This is a genomic window from Entomospira culicis, assembly GCF_028748145.1.
Taxonomy (GTDB): Bacteria; Spirochaetota; Spirochaetia; order WRBN01; family WRBN01; genus Entomospira; species Entomospira culicis.
Window position 1 is genome coordinate 138,232 of sequence record NZ_CP118181.1, and the last position, 19,967, is coordinate 158,198.

Consider the following 19,967-nt stretch of genomic DNA (forward strand, 5'->3'; position numbering starts at 1 on the left):
GAGAGGGAGAATGAGATGTACGCATTGGATTTTTTTAAGCGCTTAACAGAGGTGCCACGCCCGTCTTATCATGAGGAGAAGGCGCGTCAGTTTTTTATCGACGAAGCAAAAGCTTTGGGTTATGACTATAAGGTTGATAGTGCGGGTAATCTCTTGATTCGTGTCGCAGGCGCTGGAACTACCAAAGATCATCCTGTGGTGGTCTTGCAGGGGCATATGGATATGGTCTGTGAGAAGAGTCCTGATGTGGTTATCGACTTTATGAACGATCCGCTCTCCATCTATGAGGAGGATGGTTTTCTTAAAGCGCGAGGTACCACTTTGGGCGCGGATAATGGTGTGGGCGTTGCCTTGGCGTTCTACTGTGCTACATTGGATAATCATCCGCCGTTGGAAATTTTGCTTACTGTCGACGAAGAGGTGGGTATGACTGGTGCCGATAAGATGCAGGCAGGCTTTTTCACCGGTAAGCGCCTTATCAATCTTGATAGTGGTCAAATTGGTGTCATTACTACTGGTTCCGCTGGTGGCGACGATGCGATTATCACCTTACCTATAACGACCGAATCTGCTTATCTGGCAACAATCGAATTAAGCATCGAGATTGTTGGGCTTAAGGGTGGGCACTCGGGTGGAAATATCGGACTTAATCGCCTCTCTGCTACGAAAATTTTGGGCAATCTCTTAACGCAGTATCAAAAGGCAGGCTTCGACTTTCGTATCCAATCTATCGATGCGGGAGCGGCCGCAAATGCCATTGCCCGTGATGGTAAGATGGTTTTACTCTTTGCCGATGCAGAGCAAGCCAAAAGCGCGAGTGAGATCTCTTCTACCCTTAAGAGTGGCGATGGTGAACAGCTCACCTTAAAGCGCGAGCTTAAAACTGTCGGTGGTGCGCATCAGCCCTTTAGCGTCTCGATGCTCACCGACATCACGTATCTTCTTAGCGAACTTCCGCATGGCGTACGCGATTGGCAGGATGAGCAGGTCAAGCTTCCGCGCACTTCCTCTAATGTGGCGAGCATTAAGCTGGTTGATAATCAGATAAAGATCGTCGTTTCGTATCGCAGTTTTGATAATGCGATGTTGCCTATGATGAAGCAGACGATTACTGATATTGTGGCAAAGAGTTCTGCGCAGATGGTGAGTGCAGGTGACTATCCGGCTTGGCCTCCTAAAGAACAGAGCGAATTACGCGCAGTTTGTAGCCGTGTTTATGCGCATCTTTTTGGGCAAAAACCGCTCGAAGTAGCACGTCATGTGGGCTTGGAGTGTGGGTATTGGGAGCGTCTTAGCCCCGGTGTGGATGTGATCAGCATTGGCCCGAATCTCTTTGATCTGCATAGTCCTACCGAGCGCGTGGAGATTGCAACTATCGGACAGATGCAGTCGCTTTTGGCAGCGATGATGGCAGAGCTTTAATATAGCGTGCAAAAAGAAAAACGACAAAAGGATTGGTTTGGGTAGATGTGGAGTTTAGATTTTTTTAAAGAGCTGGCTAAGGTGCCACGCCCGCCTTATCAAGAGGAGAAGGTAGCGCGATTTTTACGCGATTATGCATTGGCGCGTGGCTATCAGGTGGCAAGCGATGATGCGGGGAACTTGCTTATTCGTGTTGCAGGTGCGGGCGCGGGTCTTCATAAAGAGACGTTGGTGCTACAGGCACATATGGATATGGTCTGTGTGAGTGAGCCGGGGCATCTTATTGACTTTGCCAATGAGGCTATCGAGATTTATGAAGAAGATGGCTTTTTGCATGCTAAGGGGACAACCCTTGGAGCCGATAATGGGATAGGGATTGCTCTTGCGTTTTATTGCGCGCAATTGCCCCATCATCCGCCTCTGGAGATCTTGATTACCGTGCAAGAAGAGGTGGGGATGCATGGCGCAGCTGCGGTTCAGCGAGGTTTTTTTACGGGGCGTCGCCTCATTAATATCGACAACTCGGTAGAAGGGGCGCTGATTAATGGTTGTGCGGGGGGAAATACCCTAGAGCTTCGTTTACCTGTGGAACATGATACGGAATTTCGAGCAAAATTATTGGTTAAAGTGAGCGTGCAGGGACTTACTGGTGGGCACTCGGGCATTGATATCCACTTGGGTCGCCTCTCGAGTAATAAGGTACTGCTTGATCTTCTTCAGCAATTGGAAGAGAGCGATATGGCGTATCGTTTGGTGGAAATGCAAGCTGGTATGGCGCGAAATGCGATTGCGCGTGATGGCTATCTTGTTTTGGCATTGGCAAATGCTCTGGACAAAGAAGAGCTTCGCACGATGAAGAGTCGACTGGTGAGTGGCGAACAGGAGTATGTTGCATTTTTATTGGAAGAGCTAACGACACACACGCATCATCCTTTAACCAAGGCTAGCCAAGATGCGCTGATGACGCTTTTAAAAGAGACTCCGCATGGGGTGATGACTTGGGCAAATGAGGTAAGTGGCGAGGTACAGACCTCGAACAACTTGGCACTTACCCAATACGATGGCAAAGCGTTTACTATCACGACTTTTCATCGAAGCTTTCTGCAACGCGATATTGAAGGTGTACAGCAGACAATGCGCGAACTTGCGGATAAGGTTGGCGCTGAGGTGAAGGATCTTGGCATGACGGCACCGTGGGCGCCTTTAGCCTCAAGTAGGATTACGGGGTTGATGGCTGATAGGTATCGGGCGCTTTATCCAGATGCCACGTTGCAGGTACATACGGTGCATGCGGGGTTGGAGTGTGGTTACTGGATGTTGCTAGATTCCGAAATGGATATGATTAGCATTGGGCCAAACATTTACGATCTGCATAGTCCGCAAGAGAGGCTTGACCTTGCATCGTTAGCGCGTGTGGAGCGTTGGCTTGAAGAAGTCATGAATGTGTTATAGTCAGAACCTAGGGGGGGATGCATCTCGTGGTGGAGGTGAGCGTGCAGACGTGTAATCATGAGCTTTTCTAAGGCGGTTGTTGCACAAATTGAAGAGCGATTAGACATCGTGGAGCTGATTGGATCTTATATCAGTGTTCAGTCCAAAAGCGGGCGATTTTGGGCATGCTGTCCTTTTCACCATGAGAAGACACCTAGCTTTAGCATCTCTCGAGAGTACCGCAGTTACCACTGTTTTGGCTGTGGGGCAAAGGGTGGTCTCTTTCAGTTTTATATGCAAATGGAGGGGGTCGACTTCCCCGAAGCGGTGCGTGTATTAGCGCAACGGGTGGGCATCGACCTCTCTCCAGAGCGCGAGGAGGTTCAGCGCGAGATTCTTCAACGTAAAACATTGCAAGAACTTTACCAGCGACTGACCAAGAGCTTTGAGCATTTGCTTTGGCATAGTGCGCGCGGGCAAGAGGCGTTGGCCTATTTGTATAAGCGGGGGCTTAGCGAGGAGAATATTCGCACATTTCGGGTGGGATATGGCATGAGTGGTTATCAGGAGTTGTATCAATTTCTGCTAAAACGTGGCTATAGTGAGCCCTTTTTAGCCGAGAGCGGACTCTTTTCTAAAAAGCATCCAATGTATAGTATTTTTCGTGATAGAATTATTTTTCCGTTGATAAATAGTGCTGGTGAGGTTGTCGCATACAGTGGGCGCGCGATGCCCGATGCCAAAGCCGATGCTCCCAAGTATATCAATAGCCCCGAGACGGTGCTCTTTTCTAAGCGTAAGGAGCTCTATGGCATGGGGCAGGCCAAGGAGAGTATCCGCAAAGAGGAGCAATTTATCCTTTGCGAAGGCGCGATGGATGTGATGGCGTTGCATCAGATGGGCTATACACAGGCGGTGGCACCGTTGGGCTCAGCATTTACCTTGGAGCAGGCCGAATTGGTGCGACGCTTTGCTAGCAGTGCTCTTTTGTTGATGGATGGGGATGCTGCGGGGCAGAAGGCGATTCATCAATCGGCAATGATTTGCGAGGAGAGCGGTGTTAGTAGCTTACGCGCGGTGCGTCTACCGGCAAACAAAGATCCGAGCGAGTGCTTAGAGTACGGACAGGTGGATCTCTTGACAAAATCGATTAAACATGCTAGCCTATACTTTGATTTCTTGCTTCAAGAGCAGTTCAAGGAGATACCAAAAGATAATATTGATCAACAAATGCGTGCCAGTTTGCCCATATTTAAGTATATTAGTATTGTACCCTCGCCGGTACGTCGCGAATCTTACCTCAAGATGCTCGCAGGAAAGCTCCATATTTCCGTCGATGCGGTTGTTGCCGAGTATACGCGCTTTAGTGAAGAGTCCTTTAGTAGCGTTAAATCGGATATGCCTAGGGATTTTTCTCTTGCGCCTCCATCTGGTGGGGTGGACAAAGAGGATGTCTTAGAGGTGTTAAGCGCGTCTCTTATGGATGCTCAACTTTATAAAGAGTATGAGGAATTTCTGGTGATGATGGATTTGTCGGCGTGGAATTTGGCAGAAATTTATCAATATTTGGTTGATACCCCCACAAATTTAGTGAATATGGATCATTTATTCGAAACATATTCCCTAGATGCGTCGATAAAAGAGCTATTAGAGCAGAAGAGATTGTCGATGAGCGATGCCCAAGATTCTTGGCAACAACGCGCAACACGTGCATGGGCGCGGATCTCTTTTCAAGAATTTACGCACCAGAGGGGTCGACTGTTGTTGGATTTAGCCAAGAGTGAGCAAGAGAAGGATGTCATGTTGATTAGTGAGTTGCAAGTGGAAGTCAATAGAATTAACCTCGATTTACACGAGGTCTGGGAGGGCATGCATGGATAAAATAGAGTCGCACCCTGCGATCGAGAAGTTGCTGGAGTACACCAAGCTTAAAAAGCAGATTACTTACGATGAGCTTAATGAATTCTTACCGGCAGACTTGATCAGTGGTAGTAAAATTGATGACGTGCTTGCCTTTTTAGAAGAGAAGAATATCCGCATGGTTGAGGTGGAAGAGAGCGACGAGCTTGGCTTAGACGACGATCTTGCTGATGAAACGGAGTTGGGGCTTGAGGATGAGGATGGCGAACATTTAGAAGTCTCTGTGGATAAGTATATCGATTTGAGTAAAACCAAAAAGAAGCTCATTGGTGGCGATAGCGACGGCGGACTTGATGATCCTATCCGTCTTTACTTGCGCGAAATTGGTAAAGAGAAGCTCCTTACTGCTGAGGAGGAGATTACGCTCTCTAAGCAGATGGAAGAGGGTGAGACCAAAATTCGGGATGCTTTGCAAGGCAGTGGTGTGCTTATTTATGAATTTTATGAATTAGCACGTCGGGCGTTTGATAAGAGCGAGGAGAGCGAGGAGTTCTTACTTAAAGAGAGCGTGGATGTGCTCGCTGAGCGTCGTCGCCTCAATCAGGCTTATCGTGATGTCTTAAAGCCAATGTTTGCTAATTTAAAGCAACATATGGACTTGAAGACGAAAATTCTCACGCAAAGTGGGCAAGTTCTGCAAGATGATAAGCTTAAGTCGAGTCGTAAAAAGTTGCTTCAGGAGATTAGTAAAATTAAGATCCATCAAGAGGAGATCTTTAACTTTTCTGAGCATATTTTGGATGAGGCAAAAGAGATTCGTCGCTGTCGCATGGAGATCACGAAGATTCAAAAAGAGCTGATGGTGCAGAATATGCGTGAACTGCGTCTTTTGAGTCGCCAGTTGGCTAGCGCCCCTGAGCGCGCGCGTATGGAGCAACAGCTTGGGTTGAATGGCGATGAAATTAAAGAGAAGATTCGTCATATTCAATTGACCGATAAAACCTTGCACGAAATCGAGATGCAGTATGAAGAGTCTGCGGATCGTATTTTGGAGATGAGCGAGCAAATTTATGCTGGTCAGGCGTTGATGAAGAGTGCTAAAGATCGTCTTACCGAGGCTAACTTACGTCTTGTTGTCTCGATCGCCAAGAAGTATATCAACCGTGGATTGCACTTCTTCGATTTGGTGCAAGAGGGCAATATCGGGTTGATTAAAGCGGTGGAAAAGTATGAGTATCGTAAAGGATTCAAATTTTCTACTTATGCGACGTGGTGGATCCGTCAGGCGATTTCGCGATCGATTTCCGATCAGGCACGTACGATTCGTGTACCGGTTCATATGATTGAGCAGATTAATAAAGTGATGCGTGAGACGCGTCAACTTACCCAAATTATGGGGCGGGAGCCTAGCGATGATGAGGTGGCTGAGCGCTTGGGTTGGACGGTGAGTCGGATTAAATCGGTGAAAAATGTTGCCCGCGAACCTATCAGTTTGGAGACGCCCATTGGTGAGGAAGAAGATAGTTTGTTGGGCGATTTTATCGACGATAAAGATGCGGAAAATCCTGCCAACCAAACCTCCTTCCGCATCCTACAAGAGGAGCTTGCCGAGACCCTTGAGGCGCTTAATGCGCGTGAGCGGGAGGTCTTGAAGATGCGCTTTGGGTTGGATGGTGGCTATTCGTTGACGCTTGAAGAGGTGGGCTTATACTTTAATGTTACGCGAGAGCGGATTCGTCAGATTGAGGCGAAGGCATTGCGTCGATTGAAAAATCCACGTCGAAGCAAGCGATTGAAAGAGTTTTTAGAGCAATAAATGACACAAAATTTAGTCGGGTTAAGGTGAGGAGAGAGCATGCAAGAGGTATTTGAAAAGTTACAGCAATTACAAGAAGTGCTTGCGGAGCGATATGAGATTGAGCGCCATTTGAGTGCGATTCCTAAGCAATTGTCGACGCAGTCGGATGTGGTTGCGCGCTTGCGTAAGAGTTATGGCGAGAAGGAACACGCGCATGCTGGTTTGTCTGAGATTGTCAGTCGTCTTCGTATTGATCTTGGCGATGCACAGATTGTGCGTGAGTCTGCAGAGCGTCGTATGGAGGCGGTGAAGACGCAACGTGAATTTGAGGCACTAGAGAAAGAGATTAATGATGCGGCGTTGGAGGAAGATCGTTTACGTCATGAGTTACGTAAGCATGATCAAGAGTTGCAGGCGCTCAATGAGGCGATGCAGAGTGAACTTGAGTTGATTCAAGATCAGGAGCAGGAGCTCAATGATGTGGAGCGCAGTGTGCAAAAAGAGAGCGAAAAAGATGAACAACGTCTACGTGAGCTACTTATTGAGGAGCAACGTCTTACCCCTGATTTGGATGTGAGTCTTTTGCATAAATTTGAGAGTATCATTAAGAATAAATTGGGTCTAGGTATTGTTGGTATCCGCTCGGGGGTCTGCAGTGGATGTCATATTGTTTTGCCGGCAAACTTTGTTAATGAAGTACGTATGGCGCACAAGGTGGAGTTTTGCCCATATTGTAGTCGGGTTCTTTACTTTGAGAATGGCGATGTCGATGAATTCTTCACTGGGTATATCGACGCAGACGAGATGGGTGGCTTGATTGACTTGGTCGATGAGGATGATTTTGAAGAAGAAGAGCCTCCTACGTTGATTGATGATGAGATGGCTGGCGATTATGAAGATAATTAGCTGGCATAGTTAGAGAGTAATAGGTAGATTCAGGCTGTCGCTCGTAAAGAGAGGAAAGTCCGGGCTTCATAGGGGAGAGCGCAGGCTAACGACCTGACGCGGTAGCAATACTGCGATGGAAAGTGCCACAGAAAAGATACCGCCGATACTTTATGGTGTGGGTAAGGGTGAAAAGGTGAGGTAAGAGCTCACCGCACCACTGGCGACAGGGGTGGCAGGGAAAACCCCGCTCGAAGCAAGCCCAAATAGCAAGGAGATGCCCCGTCTATAACCTTGCGGGTAGGGTGCAAAGAGGTTGCTAGTAATAGTAGTCGAAGATAGATGACAGCGCGAAACAGAACCCGGCTTATGGGTCTACCTTTTTTATAGGGAGTGAATAGGGAGTATATGAGAAGAAGACTATTATCACGAACGAATATGTTTGGGTTATTTGTGGTGATGGTTTTTGTCATTATCGGACTGGCTTTTTATGTGGGTGCTAGGGCGGTGCGCATCTATGTGGGTTCTTTGCGTGAGCGAGAAGATATTGTCGAACTGCTTAATGAGGGGAATTTTTTACGCGTGCTCTTTTTGGCCGAAGATACGCTGGCGATGAATCCAGTGGATGCAAATGCGCGTGCGTTTGCCGGTATTGCGAGTTTTTATTTGGGGGTTTATAGCTATGAACCTCAGGAACGCACCCGTTATTTACGCGATGCGATTTATCATTTGCGTTTGGCGTTGGAGTTAGATAAGGATTTTGTTTTTCGCGCGCAGGTGCACTACGTGTTGGCACAAGCTTACTTGCATCTTAATGAGTATTATGCCAATGTAGCGGTGGAGCATTTGCTTTCTGCTAGAGAACTTGGCTACGATGTGGCGCAAATTCATGAGCATTTAGGGGTGGCGTATATTCGCATGGGCGATGCTGAACGTGGGGTGGCGCATCTTCAACAGGTGCATGGCGAACGCAGTAGTCAGTATCATATTATATTGGGCGATGCTTATGCGATGAGTGGGAAATTTTTAGATGCGCGGGGCGAGTTTTTACGCGCGTTGGAGCTCAACCAAGATGACAATGTGCGCGATCGTATCGAGATGAAATTGGCGAAGGTCTATTATGATATGGGTAATTTGACTGAGGCTAAGCAACTTTACTTGCTCTTATTGCGTCGCTTTCCCGACGATGCGCAAGCACATTTTATTTTAGGAAAGATTTATGAAGAAGAGGGTAACCTCAATCTTGCACGTGCAAGTTGGCGTCGATCGTTACAGCTTAATCCACAAAATAGCGAGGCGTATGCCAAAATCTATGGAGAATAAAGATGTGTAAGAATCAAAAAAGTTGTTGCTATCCACAAAGAAGATAGTGTACAATGAGTGTAAATGAAGGAAGAAAAGAGTGAATAATCAGGATTATCGGAAAAAAAGTGAAGGCAGGAGATAGAGGTATATGGCACTTTTTGGCATGTCGACAGATATTGGAATCGATTTAGGAACTTGTAACACGTTGGTTTACCTTCGCGGTAAGGGCATTGTTTTGGATGAGCCAACGGTCGTGGCGATGGAGCGTGGTACGCGTCAGATTCGGGCGGTGGGAACGGAAGCCAAGCGGATGCTTAGCCGTACGCCGGAGGACATTGTGGCGATTCGCCCGTTGCGTGATGGTGTAATTAGCGATCTCCAGACGACAGAAAAGATGATTAGTTATTTTATCAAAAAGGTTGTACCAAACTCCTTTATGGTGAAACCGCGCATGGTGATTGGTGTGCCTTCGTGTATTACTGAAGTAGAGGCGCAGGCGGTGCACGAGAGTGCATATAAGGCAGGCGCGCGTTTCGTCAAGGTTATCCATGAGAGCTTTGCTGCTGCCCTTGGCGCTAATATTCCCGTTTTTGAGCCAGCTGGGCACATGATTTGTGATATTGGTGGTGGTACGACGGAGGTGTCGGTTATCTCTTTGGGCGGAACGGTGGTTAGCAATGCGGTGCGTATTGGTGGCGATGAGTTTGATGAGGCGATTGTCAAGCATGTGCGCACGGTGCATAATGTGATTATTGGTGATCAGACTGCCGAAGATCTCAAAATTAAGATAGGTAATGCGGTGCCTGATAAGACGATCGAGAAGATGGAAATTAAAGGAACGGATGCGATTACGGGTTTACCCAAGCGCCTTGAGGTTGACTCGGTGGAGATCCGTGAGGCTTTGCAAGATCCTATCAATGTGATTATTGAAGAGGTTAAGCGTACGTTGAGCAAGACTCCACCTGAATTGGCTGCTGATATTTTGGAGCGTGGCATCGTGATGACCGGTGGTGGGTCGAACTTGAAGGGGCTTTACAAACTGCTTGCTAAGGAGACGGGTGTGCCGGTGATTCTGGCAGAAAATCCGCTCTTGTGTGTGGTGTTGGGCGCGGGCAAGTACTTTGACTACATTGGCAAGAATGGTAATCGCAGTATTTACGACACACTAGGAAATTAAATAATATCGAGGAATTATGTTTAGAGGAATTCTCACACGTAATAATGTCGCTATGCTCTTTTACTTAACGCTCACCTCCTTAATGATTCTCGCTAGAAGCAGTGGTTTTAGCGAGAGCATTCGTTATGGAGGCGGTACGGCGTTAGGGGCGATACAGTCTGGTCTTAGTGGCGGGGTGGGGTCGGTGCGACAGCTGGGCAGTGATTTTATTCGGCTGTGGCGCATGAATATTCACTATAAAAAGATGCAGCAGCATATCCAGCAGTACAGCTATTACGAGATGGAATTTCATCGGCTTAACCTAGAGAATGAACGGTTGCGTCGTCGTTTGGGTATTCCTGCATTGATGGGATATCAGCAAGTGCATGCACAGGTGGTGGCGCGCGATGCGAGTAATTTGTCTAATGTTTTTTCCATCAATAAGGGTTCGGCTGCGGGTATCAAACCGAAGATGCTAGTGATGGCTTATAGTCCTGAACAAGAGCTTTATGGGGTGGTTGGTCGTGTGCAAGAGGTCTTTGCCTATCGTTCTACGGTGGTGCCTCTTACGCAAAGTAACACGTTTTTGGCGGCACAATTGATTCCTTCGGGCTATGAGGGGTTGATTACGGGTGGAAGTTGGAGTGGCGATGAATTATTGCTCAATTATATCTCGCGTAACGCACTCAATAATATTGCGATTGGCGACTTGGTGGTGACGAGCGCGATTATGCAACAACAGTCTGAAGAGAGCGAGATTATCTCGGATCTGTATATTGGCGAAGTTGTTGAGGTGATTAATGATCCAACGCAGGTCTCTTTGCAGATTCGTCTTAAGAGTATTATCGATTTAGGTAGGCTTGATTATGTCTTTGTCTTGATTGCCGAGGAGTCGACGCAATGGCGCTTAGAGAGCGAGTTGCAGGCGATGGAAGTTGGGCGTGTCTACCAAGATTATTATGACGAGCAGGCAGCCAGTGGCTTGGCATATCAGGCTATTGATGGGGAGGATATGCCATGAGACGATTTTTCATTCTCTTCTCACTCTTATCGGTGGTAAGTTTAGTGCAGGGAATTCTTAAAGGGATTGTCGTTTTTAATGGCATTGCGATTTTTCCCGATATTGCATTGATTATTTTGGTGCTCTTTTCGGTGGAATTTGGGCGCGGGGTGGGTCAGAGTGCTGGCTGGCTGGGTGGTATCTTGGAGGATTTTGCACTAGCGCAACCGTTAGGTGTCAATGCAATGGTGAAGATGTTGATGGGCACAACCTTTGGCGCACTTAAAGGGCGCTTTGTGGTGGGTGCGGTGTTGGTGGCGTTGTTTACGGTGGGCGTGGCTACGATCTTTAAGTATGCGGTTACGTGGCTGATTGCACGTATTTTTGGTCTGGAGATCTATTCGCTTTTTGGTATGATGATGAATATGTTGGTGGAGTTGGCACTTAACTTGCTGATAACCTTACCCATCTTTTGGTTGGTGCGCCGTATTCTTAAGGCGGTAGCAGACTTTATTCGCTGGGAGCAGAAGATTTAATGGAAGATAAGTTCTTGAGTAAAGAGAGAATTTTTGCGTTGATGGCATTGGTGGTGATCTTATTGAGCATCTTTATGCTACGCGTGTTCCATTTACAGATTAAGCGTGGCAATAAATTTTCCGAAGTATCGGAAACGATCTCGACGAGTTCTCGTCTTATTCCGCCACGTCGGGGGTTTATTTATGATCGTAATGGGGTACCGCTGGTTTTTCATGAGAATTTTTTTACATTGAAAGTGATTCCTGCCGAGGTGGGTGGTGAGCTTGAGTTGCAACAACTAAAGGAGCGATTAGCGTATCGACTTAATGTGTCGCCTGCCTTTTTGAATCGAAGATTGCCTGATACACTCTATCGCAGCTACGATCCTGTTTTAATTCGAGAAGATGTTGATTTTACCCAAATTGCCTATTTTGCCGAGAATAAGGAGAGCTTTCCGGGGTTAATTTGGGAGGCGCAGGCTAAGCGTATCTACTCAGAAGAGGCCGGAATTGCGCATATTTTGGGCTATGTTGCCGAAATTAGCGAAGATGAGTTACAAATTCTCTATAATGAGGGGTATCGACGTGGGGATAAGATTGGTAAGACGGGCGTAGAGAAGAGTTACGATAAGTTTCTGCGCGGTACAGCGGGGCGACAATTTTTTATGGTGGATGCGCGCGGTCGACCGGTACGTGAGTTGGAAGAGGAGCGCAAGTTGCCCCAAAATGGATCGGATATTTATCTAACGATTGATATGCGTGTGCAGAAGCTTGCCTACGACGCGATGGCTGGCAGGCGTGGATCAGTGGTGGTCTTAAAGCCGGCAACTGGTGAGATCTTGGCGATGGTGAGCAATCCGGTCTTTAACGCCAATACTTTCAGCGAGTCGGGTGAGCGTGGGTTTGCCGCCCAGATATCAAACCCCAATTTTCCTTTTATCAATCGTGCCATCTCTGCGGTCTATCCGCCTGCTTCTACCTTTAAGATTGTTACGCATGCTACAATTATAGAGAAGACGAATGTTTCGCCTGATTTTCGCGTGCACTGCAGTGGCTTTTTGACTTTAGGCAATATGCGTTTTAATGATCACCCGCACCACAAAGGGGGCATGCAGAATTTGCGTGAGGCGCTGGGCAATAGCTGTAATGTGTACTTTTGGACGATTGCACGCGATTATTTAGGCAAAGATAGTCGGGGTAATCATGACCCGGCGATGATATCCGAGGTGGCGCGAGATTTTGGTCTAGGTGCCTCTACTGATATCGATTTACCCAATGAGAAGAGCGGTATGGTGCCAGACAAGGCTTGGAAAGAGGATATCTTTAATAGTGCTTGGGTTGGTGGTGATACGCTTAATATGGCGATTGGACAGGGATTTTTACAGGTAACTCCCTTACAAGTGGCAAATGTGGGTGCGATGGTGGCAAATACGGGAGTTATTTATAAACCGCGGATTGTGAAGCGTATTCACAATGAGGAGAGTGGTTTTAGCGATGAACACCGTCCACATGTGTTGCACGAGGCGAGCATCTCTTCGCAGACATGGCAACGTCTAGCAGAGGATATGCGCTGGGTCGTAACGGATGGTACGGGTCGGCTGCTTACGCGTGTGGTCACGGCTGCGGGCAAGACGGGAACCGGTGAGACGGGTATTGCGGGGCACTATCACGACTGGTTTGTCGCGTATGCCCCTTATCAGACTGATGACCCAACCGAACGGATTGTGGTGGTGGTACAGATTGAGGCAAATGATAATTATGAGTGGTGGTCTACCAAGATAACTGATTTGATTATTCAGGGGTATTTTGCCGAGCAAGATTATCATGATGTATTGCGCACCTTGCGTCCGTGGTACATGAATTGGCGTGCGATTACGGGAGACTCTTACGTAATGCCATCGCGCCCATTGCCGGCGACCGCAGAGGTGTTAGCACAATTGGAGGGAGCTTAGATGCGGTCTATTGTCGAATTTTTAAAGCGATTTGACTATCTGCTCTTCATACCGATTATCGTTTTGTTGACATTTAGTATTTTTTATGTATACTCGGCTGGGGTCAACGCGCAAGGCGTATTGATTAATAATGAGTGGAAGAAGCAATTACTCTTTGCGACGGTGGGATTGGCGATCTTTTTCGCATTAACGGCGACAGATTATCAGCGATTTCGTGATGTTGCGCCATTGATTTATGCGATTAATATTCTCTTGTTGATTGCGGTGTTGATTTTTGGCGTGAAAATTTCAGGCGCTCGACGTTGGTTAGGAATTGGGCCTTTGGGTGGTCAGCCTGCAGAATTTGCCAAGATCGGCTTTATCTTGATGGTGGCACGCTATTTAAGTGCGTATGGACGTAATCCGCGTCATGCGACAACGCTTTTGATCTCGGGGTTGATTTTGCTTATCCCCATGGCGCTCACGTTAAGACAACCAGATTTTGGTACGGCGATGGTCTTTGTGGGCATTTTGGGGATGATGTTCTTTATCGCCGGTGGTAGCGCGATGCTCTTGACCTTCTTTGTGGTTGCGTTGATTTGGTTTTTAATTATGATTTTTGTGCCTCTTTATTATGACTTAATCCGTGAGCAGGATACGTGGCTTACCACAATTTTTACCTCTAAAGAGTGGCTGGCGAGGGTTCTTTTACTCTCGGGAGGGTTGCTTGGCTTGAGCGTGATTGGTTGGCTGACATATCGTAAAGATGCTTACGTGCTCTCTAGTTATGTGTTATCTACCTTTGGGTTTGGCGTAGGACTTACCTGGTTGGCGCACAACTACTTTCGTCCTTATCAATGGGATCGTTTGCGGGTTTTCATCAATCCTGATATCGATCCGTTGGGGGCGGGTTGGCATATTTTACAGTCTTTAACTGCTATCGGATCGGGTGGAATGTATGGACGAGGTTACCTAGGTGGTACGCACTCGCACAATCAATTTCTCCCTGAGCAGAGCACCGACTTTATCTTTTCGATTATTATGGAGGAACGGGGCTTTATCGGTGCGATCATTTTGTTGAGCGCCTATAGCATTTTGCTCCTAAGATTATTATTTTTAACACTCAAGGCGCAAGATCGTTTTAGTATGTTAGTGAGCGGTGGCATCTTTTCTCTCTTATTGATTCATGTTTGGGTTAATGTGGGGATGGTGATTGGGTTAATGCCGATTAAGGGCGTACCACTCTTCTTGCTCTCGTATGGTGGTTCTTCGGTTTTAACGATGATGATATTACTGGGTATGGTCAGTAGCATTAGTCTACGCCAGTACCGTTAGGAGAGTAGCGATGATAGTAGCAATTGATGGGCCTGCTGGTGGCGGTAAGAGTGCGTTGGCGAAGTTAATAGCCGAGCGGATGGACTTTTTTCTATTGAACTCGGGATACTTTTATCGTGCGGTAACACTCTATGGTTTGCGCGCGCAGAGCATGGATGAAGGGGCGTGGATTACTATTGCACAGTCGATTGATTTTAGCATCGCCGATGGTGCGCTTCTGGTAAATGGGGTTGCCTTATCCGGCGATCTCCACAGTGATGTCATTGATGCGTGGGTACCAAAAGTCTCTTCTGTAGTGGCGGTGCGTACGATCTTAAACGAAAAAATGCGTTCTCTGGTCGCCAACAGAGACGTGGTTTGCGAGGGTAGGGATATGACGAGCGTTGTCTTTCCCGATGCGCAATTGAAAATTTATCTTGATGCTTCGGTAGAAATTCGTGCAAAAAGACGATTTCAGCAAGAATATAGCACTTTGAGTCTTGACGAAATTCAAAAAAGCATTCAAAATAGAGATGAGATCGATAGAACAAAGTCGGTGGGTGCATTGCAGATTGTACCAGAGGCTTGGTATATCGACTCGTCGGACAAATCATTAGAGGATGTCTATGCGATGATTCAAACCAAAATCGCAGACATCAGAGTATAGGAGCGGTTTAGCAGATGAGCGAAAGAGAAACATCTAACCAGATGGCCCAGTGGCACCAAGCCATAACAGACACAGAGCATCCCAAAAAAGGTGATGTGATTGAAGGTATTGTAGTGAAAGTGGATGAGGAGGTTGTCTATTTGGACTTCGGTTTAAAAAGCGAAGTTAGAGTTTCTCTTGACGAATTCACAACGCCTCCTAAGTTAGGCGATAAAGAGCGCGTTGTCGTGCTTGATGCCGATAAAATGCGCGTATCCAAGCGCGAGGCCGAGAAAGAGAACGTCAAGAAGATGCTTGAAGAGGCCTTTGCCCAGAAGCGTCCTATCGACGGTCTTATTAAGAAAGCAACCACCGGTGGATTTAGCGTTGAGTTAGGTGGCGGTATTACGGCCTTTCTTCCGATCTCTAAGGTTGATACGCATCGTGTAGAGGATAGCGCTAAGTATGTTGGCATGCGCACGCAATTTCTTATCGATCGGCTTCAGCATCCAGAACATGGCGATCGCCTTAATGTGGTGGTTACCCGTAAAGAGCTTTTGCAGGCAGAGAATGAGGCTAAGCGTGAAGAGTTCTTTAAGAGTACCCAAATCGGCGACAATGTGACCGGTGTGGTTAAGAGCTTTACCAGTTTTGGTGCTTTTATCGACCTAGGTGGCTTTGATGGTCTTCTCCATCTTAATGATATGAGTTGGGGACATGCAGCGCGTCCAAGAGATTACGTGCAAAAAGATCAAACCATTGAGCTTAAAGTTGCGCGCCTTGATCCTGAAAACAAGCGTATCAACCTTAGCCTCAAACACTTTAGCAACGATCCTTGGCTTGGCTTTGAGGAGCGCTATGGTGTGGACGATATCGTGGAGGGTAAGGTTACCAAACTTACTGATTTTGGTGCTTTTGTAGAGCTTGAGGAGGGCATTGAGGGCTTGGTGCATATCTCCGACTTAAGCTGGAGCAAGCGCATTAAGCACCCTAAAGAAGTGCTTTCGGTTGGCGATGTGGTGAAGGTTGCTATCCTTGGTTACGATACCGAAGCCGAGAAGATCTCCCTTGGATTAAAACATACGATGGAGAATCCTTGGATTAAATTTGTCGAGACGAACCCCGTTGGCACCAAGTTTATTCGCGCCATCAAAAAAGTTACCTTCAGCGGTGCAGTTATCGAGCTAGAAGAGGGCGTAGAAGGCTTCTTACATATTGATGACATCTCTTGGCAAAAGCGTCCACGCAGTGCCCAAGCGTTGCTTAAAGAAGGGCAAGAAGTGGAAGTTCTTATCCTTGAGATTGACTCCGAGCATATGCGCATCGCCCTTGGTATGAAGCAACTACAAGTTGATCCATGGGAGAGTCTCTATGAGCACTATAAGCGCGGTGAGCCTGTCGAGGGTGAGGTTATCAGCAAGACAGACTTTGGTCTCTTTGTGCGTGTTCCCGGTGAGATTGATGGCTTAATTCATAAGAGTCAGTTGAGCGAGGATCGTAATGCCAATGCTGAAGAGTTGATGGAGCGTATTGAGATTGGGCAGAAGCTCAAGGCGTTGATTATCGAATTTGCTCCGGAAAATCGCCGTCTTGCCCTCTCGATCCGTGAGTTGAGCCGTGCGCAGAATCGTCAGGAGATGAATAAGTACATCGCCGAAGGCAATGACACAGACGACAGTAGCGGTGCAACCTTTGCAGATTTTTTTGACAAAGAATAGGGCAGTAGGATAGAAGCAAAATGGAGAAAACAAAAAGAGCTAAAGTAAAGAGTCGCTTTATTTTTGGCGTGCTTGGCTTATCCATCGTATTAGTGGCGGGAGTAATTTTCGCCACTAATCAGTGGTTTGCGTATCGCGATGAGCAAGTGGCGCGCATTGATCGGGTGATTGCTTCGGCAAATGCCTCGCCAGAAAATATTGTTGTGCTTACCGCACAGCAACAGGCGGAGTTAGAGGCGTTGCGCACCAGTTCTGTCAAGTATGTACGTAATGCTGCCACGATGCTCCTTGCCCAGTACGCCCACTTGGAGGGCAATACCGCCGAGGCACTTGCCCTTTATCAGGTAGTGGCAAAGCAGAAACGTAATTATATGGCACCTAAGGCGCAGTTAAATGTTGCTTATATGCATCTTGCATTGGGTGAGCGCGAAGAGGCGTTGAACGCATTGAGTGAGCTCTTGCGTAGCCATGATGTGATGACTATCGATATGCAGTATGAAGCAGAAGTTTTGCAAGCTTATCTTTGGGAGGGCGATGATATCGAACATGCTATCTCTTTGTATCGTAATATTTTGTCGATGCTGGATAGGGAAAATGTTTGGTATATGATTGCGCAAGCAAGATTGATGCACTTTGATGCGTTACCAGAAGTTGAATCAAGTGAGCTTCTGTAGCTACGCATGATAAAAAAGATTACTTTTGCATTTTTTTTATTAGGAGTGAGTGGGTGTGGGTTGCCGACGCAGATTTTGGTAGCTCCGCCCGCTGTTCTCTCCCGTAATGGGGCGTTGGTAACCTTTGAGCTAGAAAAGAGCAATGGATTTGTGCTATATTATAAGGTCTACTCTCCGGATGTAGACTTTGATCAAAATCTCTCCGAGTCAGGGTACTCTCGAGAGGAGGATATCTTTCGGCACTTTGGCTATCATAAGAGCTTTCCAAGTGTTGCAAATTCGGTGGTAAAGCCACGCTTTATTTGGCAACCAATGGCTGGTCAAGCCCCTCCATATATTGTTGAACTCAATACGACAACGGGTCAAATTTTTGTTAAGAATGGTGGTGGACAAATTCTCTTTCAAGATGAGCTTATCCGCGTAAACCTATTGCCTTTCAGCGCAATGGAGCGTGCACACAATGATGTTGGCTCTCAAAGCAATACCGGGCAGTTGGTATGGGCTGGTCTTAACACGGAGTTAGATATTCAAACAATGACGCTTCAACTATCTAAGCCGGTCTTTTTACACTATAGTGTGATCAATTTGGATTAATTGGGGCTAGCTGGTGGTAGGTTATGCACCTTCATTCCTGCGGTAATATTAAGTTGTTTGAAGAGTCCCTGATTGACTTCTAATGCGTACATGACGGCATAGCGACTAGGCACCGAGCGTAGCTCATGTGGTTGCATATCATAAATTTCCATAATGATACCATCAGCGCTGATATAGGCGATAGAGAGTGGAATAAAGGTGTTTTTCATATAGAAAGAGCGGCGTTCGCTATCAGGAAAGACGAAGAGCATCCCACGCAACGGATCAAGCTGGGTACGATACATTAGCCCTTGTGCGCGGGTGGATGGATTGTCGGCCAGTTCAACAATGAAGGTCTGTCCATTGATCTGTAGAGAACGTTCGGTAAGGTTGGTGCTTGCACTTAATGGCAGAAGTGTAGTAATGAGAATAAGTAGGTAGATAAGCCGTTTCATTAGAGTTGCTCCAAGAAGCGATCGCGACTTCGGTCGAGGGCGGATTTGTCGGTGTTGCTTCGATCTAAGAGTTTATTAAAGGTGGTCTTGTCGAGGTACTTGAGGGTGGCAGGTTGCTCTAAAGAGAGGCGCGTCGTCTCGTTCTCCCAGACGGAGTGTTTGGGGTTGATCGCTTGGGGATCGCCATAACGCTCTTGTAGCGTGCGCCAGAGGGTAAAATAGTCGAGGCGCGCCTCATGGAGAACGATGCTCATGCTGTAGAGTTGATCTTCATAGAAGGTGAAGAAGCCTCGGTAGACGAAGCCAGCGCCACGCACTTCAATGGTGGTACGATCGAGGGGATCGAGCATGGAGACATCGGGGCGACCGCGATAGATAAAGTAGCTACTCTCGGCCAGAGCATCAAGAAGGGCGTCGTAGGACATCCCTAGGGAGAGGTTGTCGAAGGCGCGGGGTGGATCGCTTGATTCATTGTCGCTTGCTTGCGCAAATAAGAACATAGGGAGTAAGAAGATAAGGAATAAATAGCGTGCTTTATGATTCAATTTGGATAGCCTCCACCATATAGCGAACATTGGGGGTACCTTGCGCATTGGGCATGCGCATGGCGACGATAAAGATAAGGGATTTGCCGTTGGGACTGACGATAATCCGATCGATTTCGTAGTGGGAGACGTGGCGTTGGATATCGGGGTGTCCGACGGTGTAGGAGTGTTTGGTGTTGTTGGCATGGGTGATGGTGAAGGTGATGGCGAAGGTGGATTTTTGTGGGTTGGCGACATTTTGGTTGAGGGTTACGTTAAAGGTGCGATTGGCTTCAAAGTCGCGAAATTGGAGGGATTCGGAGCTTTTTGATTGGGCGGTACGGGCGCTTTCGCGCATCACCGAGCTGGCATAGATGATACGTCCTTTGAGGGCGTAGTTGATCTTATATTTTTTACGGATAGTGGCGAGTTGCTCGATGAGTTCGAGGAAGGCGCCGTCCATAATATCGCCTGATTGAGGATTGCTCGCGAGGGTGCGCTGATGAAAGCCATCTTTGGTGTAGTCGTTTTTTTCGATATCGACAAAGATAGCTTGCGCGTAAACTTGACGTTTACTCTCGTCGTAGCCATATTGACCGAAGAGGAAGAAGCGCGCGTCGTCGCTAAAGCCCATGTTGACAAAGGTGGCGACATCGCCAGCCCAAGAGGTAAAGGCGGTTAGGCAGAGGAGAAGTAAGATATAGGAAAATTGCTTTATCATGCTAATATTTCATCCTTATAGGGTCTCGCTACTGGTAGA

General features: G+C 47.2%; 18 protein-coding genes and 1 other RNA gene. 16 read left to right on the forward strand and 3 right to left on the reverse strand.

The window, feature by feature from the left end; translation table 11 throughout:
- Window positions 1-15 precede the first annotated feature (15 nt).
- The 16 genes from pepD (PVA46_RS00635) (at window position 16) to PVA46_RS00710 (ending at window position 18,249) form a co-directional block, all read left to right on the forward strand.
- A complete protein-coding gene (gene pepD, locus PVA46_RS00635; protein ID WP_167694847.1) occupies window positions 16-1,422 on the forward strand; it encodes a beta-Ala-His dipeptidase in 1,407 nt (468 codons plus the stop codon).
- Between the two features lie 45 nt (window positions 1,423-1,467).
- Entirely contained in the window at window positions 1,468-2,874 is a 1,407-nt protein-coding gene (gene pepD, locus PVA46_RS00640; protein ID WP_167694849.1) for a beta-Ala-His dipeptidase, read from the forward strand.
- A gap of 57 nt (window positions 2,875-2,931) precedes the next feature.
- Complete coding sequence (gene dnaG, locus PVA46_RS00645) at window positions 2,932-4,734, forward strand: DNA primase (protein ID WP_167694851.1); 1,803 nt, start codon at window positions 2,932-2,934, stop codon at window positions 4,732-4,734.
- On the forward strand, window positions 4,727-6,529 hold the full coding sequence (rpoD, locus tag PVA46_RS00650) for an RNA polymerase sigma factor RpoD (RefSeq protein ID WP_167694853.1): 1,803 nt from the start codon (window positions 4,727-4,729) through the stop codon (window positions 6,527-6,529). Before dnaG ends, rpoD begins: the two co-directional genes overlap by 8 nt.
- A gap of 39 nt (window positions 6,530-6,568) precedes the next feature.
- Entirely contained in the window at window positions 6,569-7,417 is an 849-nt protein-coding gene (locus tag PVA46_RS00655) for a zinc ribbon domain-containing protein (RefSeq protein WP_167694855.1), read from the forward strand.
- A 20-nt stretch (window positions 7,418-7,437) separates the two neighbouring features.
- An RNA gene (gene rnpB / locus PVA46_RS00660) (RNase P RNA component class A) lies at window positions 7,438-7,782 on the forward strand.
- Between the two features lie 22 nt (window positions 7,783-7,804).
- A complete protein-coding gene (locus PVA46_RS00665) occupies window positions 7,805-8,719 on the forward strand; it encodes a tetratricopeptide repeat protein (protein WP_167694856.1) in 915 nt (304 codons plus the stop codon).
- A gap of 145 nt (window positions 8,720-8,864) precedes the next feature.
- The gene (locus PVA46_RS00670; RefSeq protein WP_274360297.1) at window positions 8,865-9,878 is read left to right on the forward strand and encodes a rod shape-determining protein; all 1,014 of its coding nucleotides are present in this window, start codon (window positions 8,865-8,867) and stop codon (window positions 9,876-9,878) included.
- Between the two features lie 16 nt (window positions 9,879-9,894).
- Window positions 9,895-10,878: a rod shape-determining protein MreC gene (mreC, locus tag PVA46_RS00675; protein ID WP_167694858.1), complete on the forward strand. Its 984-nt coding sequence runs from the start codon at window positions 9,895-9,897 to the stop codon at window positions 10,876-10,878.
- Complete coding sequence (gene mreD / locus PVA46_RS00680) at window positions 10,875-11,393, forward strand: rod shape-determining protein MreD (RefSeq protein WP_167694859.1); 519 nt, start codon at window positions 10,875-10,877, stop codon at window positions 11,391-11,393. The genes mreC and mreD overlap by 4 nt, the downstream gene beginning before the upstream one ends.
- Window positions 11,393-13,324 (forward strand): penicillin-binding protein 2, encoded by a 1,932-nt coding sequence (mrdA, locus tag PVA46_RS00685; RefSeq protein WP_167694860.1) that lies wholly within the window; start codon window positions 11,393-11,395, stop codon window positions 13,322-13,324. Before mreD ends, mrdA begins: the two co-directional genes overlap by 1 nt.
- Complete coding sequence (gene rodA / locus PVA46_RS00690) at window positions 13,325-14,638, forward strand: rod shape-determining protein RodA (RefSeq protein ID WP_167694861.1); 1,314 nt, start codon at window positions 13,325-13,327, stop codon at window positions 14,636-14,638. It begins immediately after the preceding gene.
- Window positions 14,639-14,648: 10 nt separating this feature from the next.
- Window positions 14,649-15,284: a (d)CMP kinase gene (cmk, locus tag PVA46_RS00695; RefSeq protein ID WP_167694862.1), complete on the forward strand. Its 636-nt coding sequence runs from the start codon at window positions 14,649-14,651 to the stop codon at window positions 15,282-15,284.
- Window positions 15,285-15,298: 14 nt separating this feature from the next.
- Complete coding sequence (locus tag PVA46_RS00700; RefSeq protein WP_167694863.1) at window positions 15,299-16,981, forward strand: S1 RNA-binding domain-containing protein; 1,683 nt, start codon at window positions 15,299-15,301, stop codon at window positions 16,979-16,981.
- Between the two features lie 20 nt (window positions 16,982-17,001).
- The gene (locus PVA46_RS00705; protein WP_167694864.1) at window positions 17,002-17,655 is read left to right on the forward strand and encodes a hypothetical protein; all 654 of its coding nucleotides are present in this window, start codon (window positions 17,002-17,004) and stop codon (window positions 17,653-17,655) included.
- A gap of 6 nt (window positions 17,656-17,661) precedes the next feature.
- On the forward strand, window positions 17,662-18,249 hold the full coding sequence (locus tag PVA46_RS00710; protein ID WP_167694865.1) for a hypothetical protein: 588 nt from the start codon (window positions 17,662-17,664) through the stop codon (window positions 18,247-18,249).
- Here PVA46_RS00710 and PVA46_RS00715 read toward each other — a convergent pair.
- Genes PVA46_RS00715 through PVA46_RS00725 form a run of 3 tightly spaced genes read right to left on the reverse strand, consistent with a single transcriptional unit; the run spans window position 18,246 to window position 19,928 of the window.
- The gene (locus PVA46_RS00715; RefSeq protein ID WP_167694866.1) at window positions 18,246-18,683 is read right to left on the reverse strand and encodes a DUF192 domain-containing protein; all 438 of its coding nucleotides are present in this window, start codon (window positions 18,681-18,683) and stop codon (window positions 18,246-18,248) included. The genes PVA46_RS00710 and PVA46_RS00715 overlap by 4 nt on opposite strands.
- Window positions 18,683-19,228, reverse strand: a complete 546-nt coding sequence (locus tag PVA46_RS00720; protein ID WP_167694867.1) for a hypothetical protein — start codon at window positions 19,226-19,228, stop codon at window positions 18,683-18,685. The genes PVA46_RS00715 and PVA46_RS00720 overlap by 1 nt, the downstream gene beginning before the upstream one ends.
- Window positions 19,218-19,928 carry a DUF2259 domain-containing protein gene (locus PVA46_RS00725; RefSeq protein ID WP_167694868.1) on the reverse strand — a complete coding sequence of 237 codons (711 nt, stop codon included), beginning with the start codon at window positions 19,926-19,928 and terminating at the stop codon, window positions 19,218-19,220. The genes PVA46_RS00720 and PVA46_RS00725 overlap by 11 nt, the downstream gene beginning before the upstream one ends.
- Window positions 19,929-19,967: the final 39 nt, after the last annotated feature.

Excerpts from the sequence above, each read along its gene's own strand:
- PVA46_RS00715 (WP_167694866.1), bottom strand. The coding sequence starts at position 18,683 with ATGAAACGGCTTATCTACCTACTTATTCTCATTACTACACTTCTGCCA.
- mreD (WP_167694859.1), top strand. The coding sequence starts at position 10,875 with ATGAGACGATTTTTCATTCTCTTCTCACTCTTATCGGTGGTAAGTTTA.
- dnaG (WP_167694851.1), top strand. The coding sequence starts at position 2,932 with ATGAGCTTTTCTAAGGCGGTTGTTGCACAAATTGAAGAGCGATTAGAC.
- rpoD (WP_167694853.1), top strand. The coding sequence starts at position 4,727 with ATGGATAAAATAGAGTCGCACCCTGCGATCGAGAAGTTGCTGGAGTAC.
- pepD (WP_167694847.1), top strand. The coding sequence starts at position 16 with ATGTACGCATTGGATTTTTTTAAGCGCTTAACAGAGGTGCCACGCCCG.
- PVA46_RS00655 (WP_167694855.1), top strand. The coding sequence starts at position 6,569 with ATGCAAGAGGTATTTGAAAAGTTACAGCAATTACAAGAAGTGCTTGCG.
- pepD (WP_167694849.1), top strand. The coding sequence starts at position 1,468 with ATGTGGAGTTTAGATTTTTTTAAAGAGCTGGCTAAGGTGCCACGCCCG.
- PVA46_RS00725 (WP_167694868.1), bottom strand. The coding sequence starts at position 19,928 with ATGATAAAGCAATTTTCCTATATCTTACTTCTCCTCTGCCTAACCGCC.
- PVA46_RS00710 (WP_167694865.1), top strand. The coding sequence starts at position 17,662 with ATGATAAAAAAGATTACTTTTGCATTTTTTTTATTAGGAGTGAGTGGG.
- rodA (WP_167694861.1), top strand. The coding sequence starts at position 13,325 with ATGCGGTCTATTGTCGAATTTTTAAAGCGATTTGACTATCTGCTCTTC.
- PVA46_RS00665 (WP_167694856.1), top strand. The coding sequence starts at position 7,805 with ATGAGAAGAAGACTATTATCACGAACGAATATGTTTGGGTTATTTGTG.
- PVA46_RS00705 (WP_167694864.1), top strand. The coding sequence starts at position 17,002 with ATGGAGAAAACAAAAAGAGCTAAAGTAAAGAGTCGCTTTATTTTTGGC.
- PVA46_RS00700 (WP_167694863.1), top strand. The coding sequence starts at position 15,299 with ATGAGCGAAAGAGAAACATCTAACCAGATGGCCCAGTGGCACCAAGCC.
- PVA46_RS00670 (WP_274360297.1), top strand. The coding sequence starts at position 8,865 with ATGTCGACAGATATTGGAATCGATTTAGGAACTTGTAACACGTTGGTT.
- mreC (WP_167694858.1), top strand. The coding sequence starts at position 9,895 with ATGTTTAGAGGAATTCTCACACGTAATAATGTCGCTATGCTCTTTTAC.
- mrdA (WP_167694860.1), top strand. The coding sequence starts at position 11,393 with ATGGAAGATAAGTTCTTGAGTAAAGAGAGAATTTTTGCGTTGATGGCA.
- cmk (WP_167694862.1), top strand. The coding sequence starts at position 14,649 with ATGATAGTAGCAATTGATGGGCCTGCTGGTGGCGGTAAGAGTGCGTTG.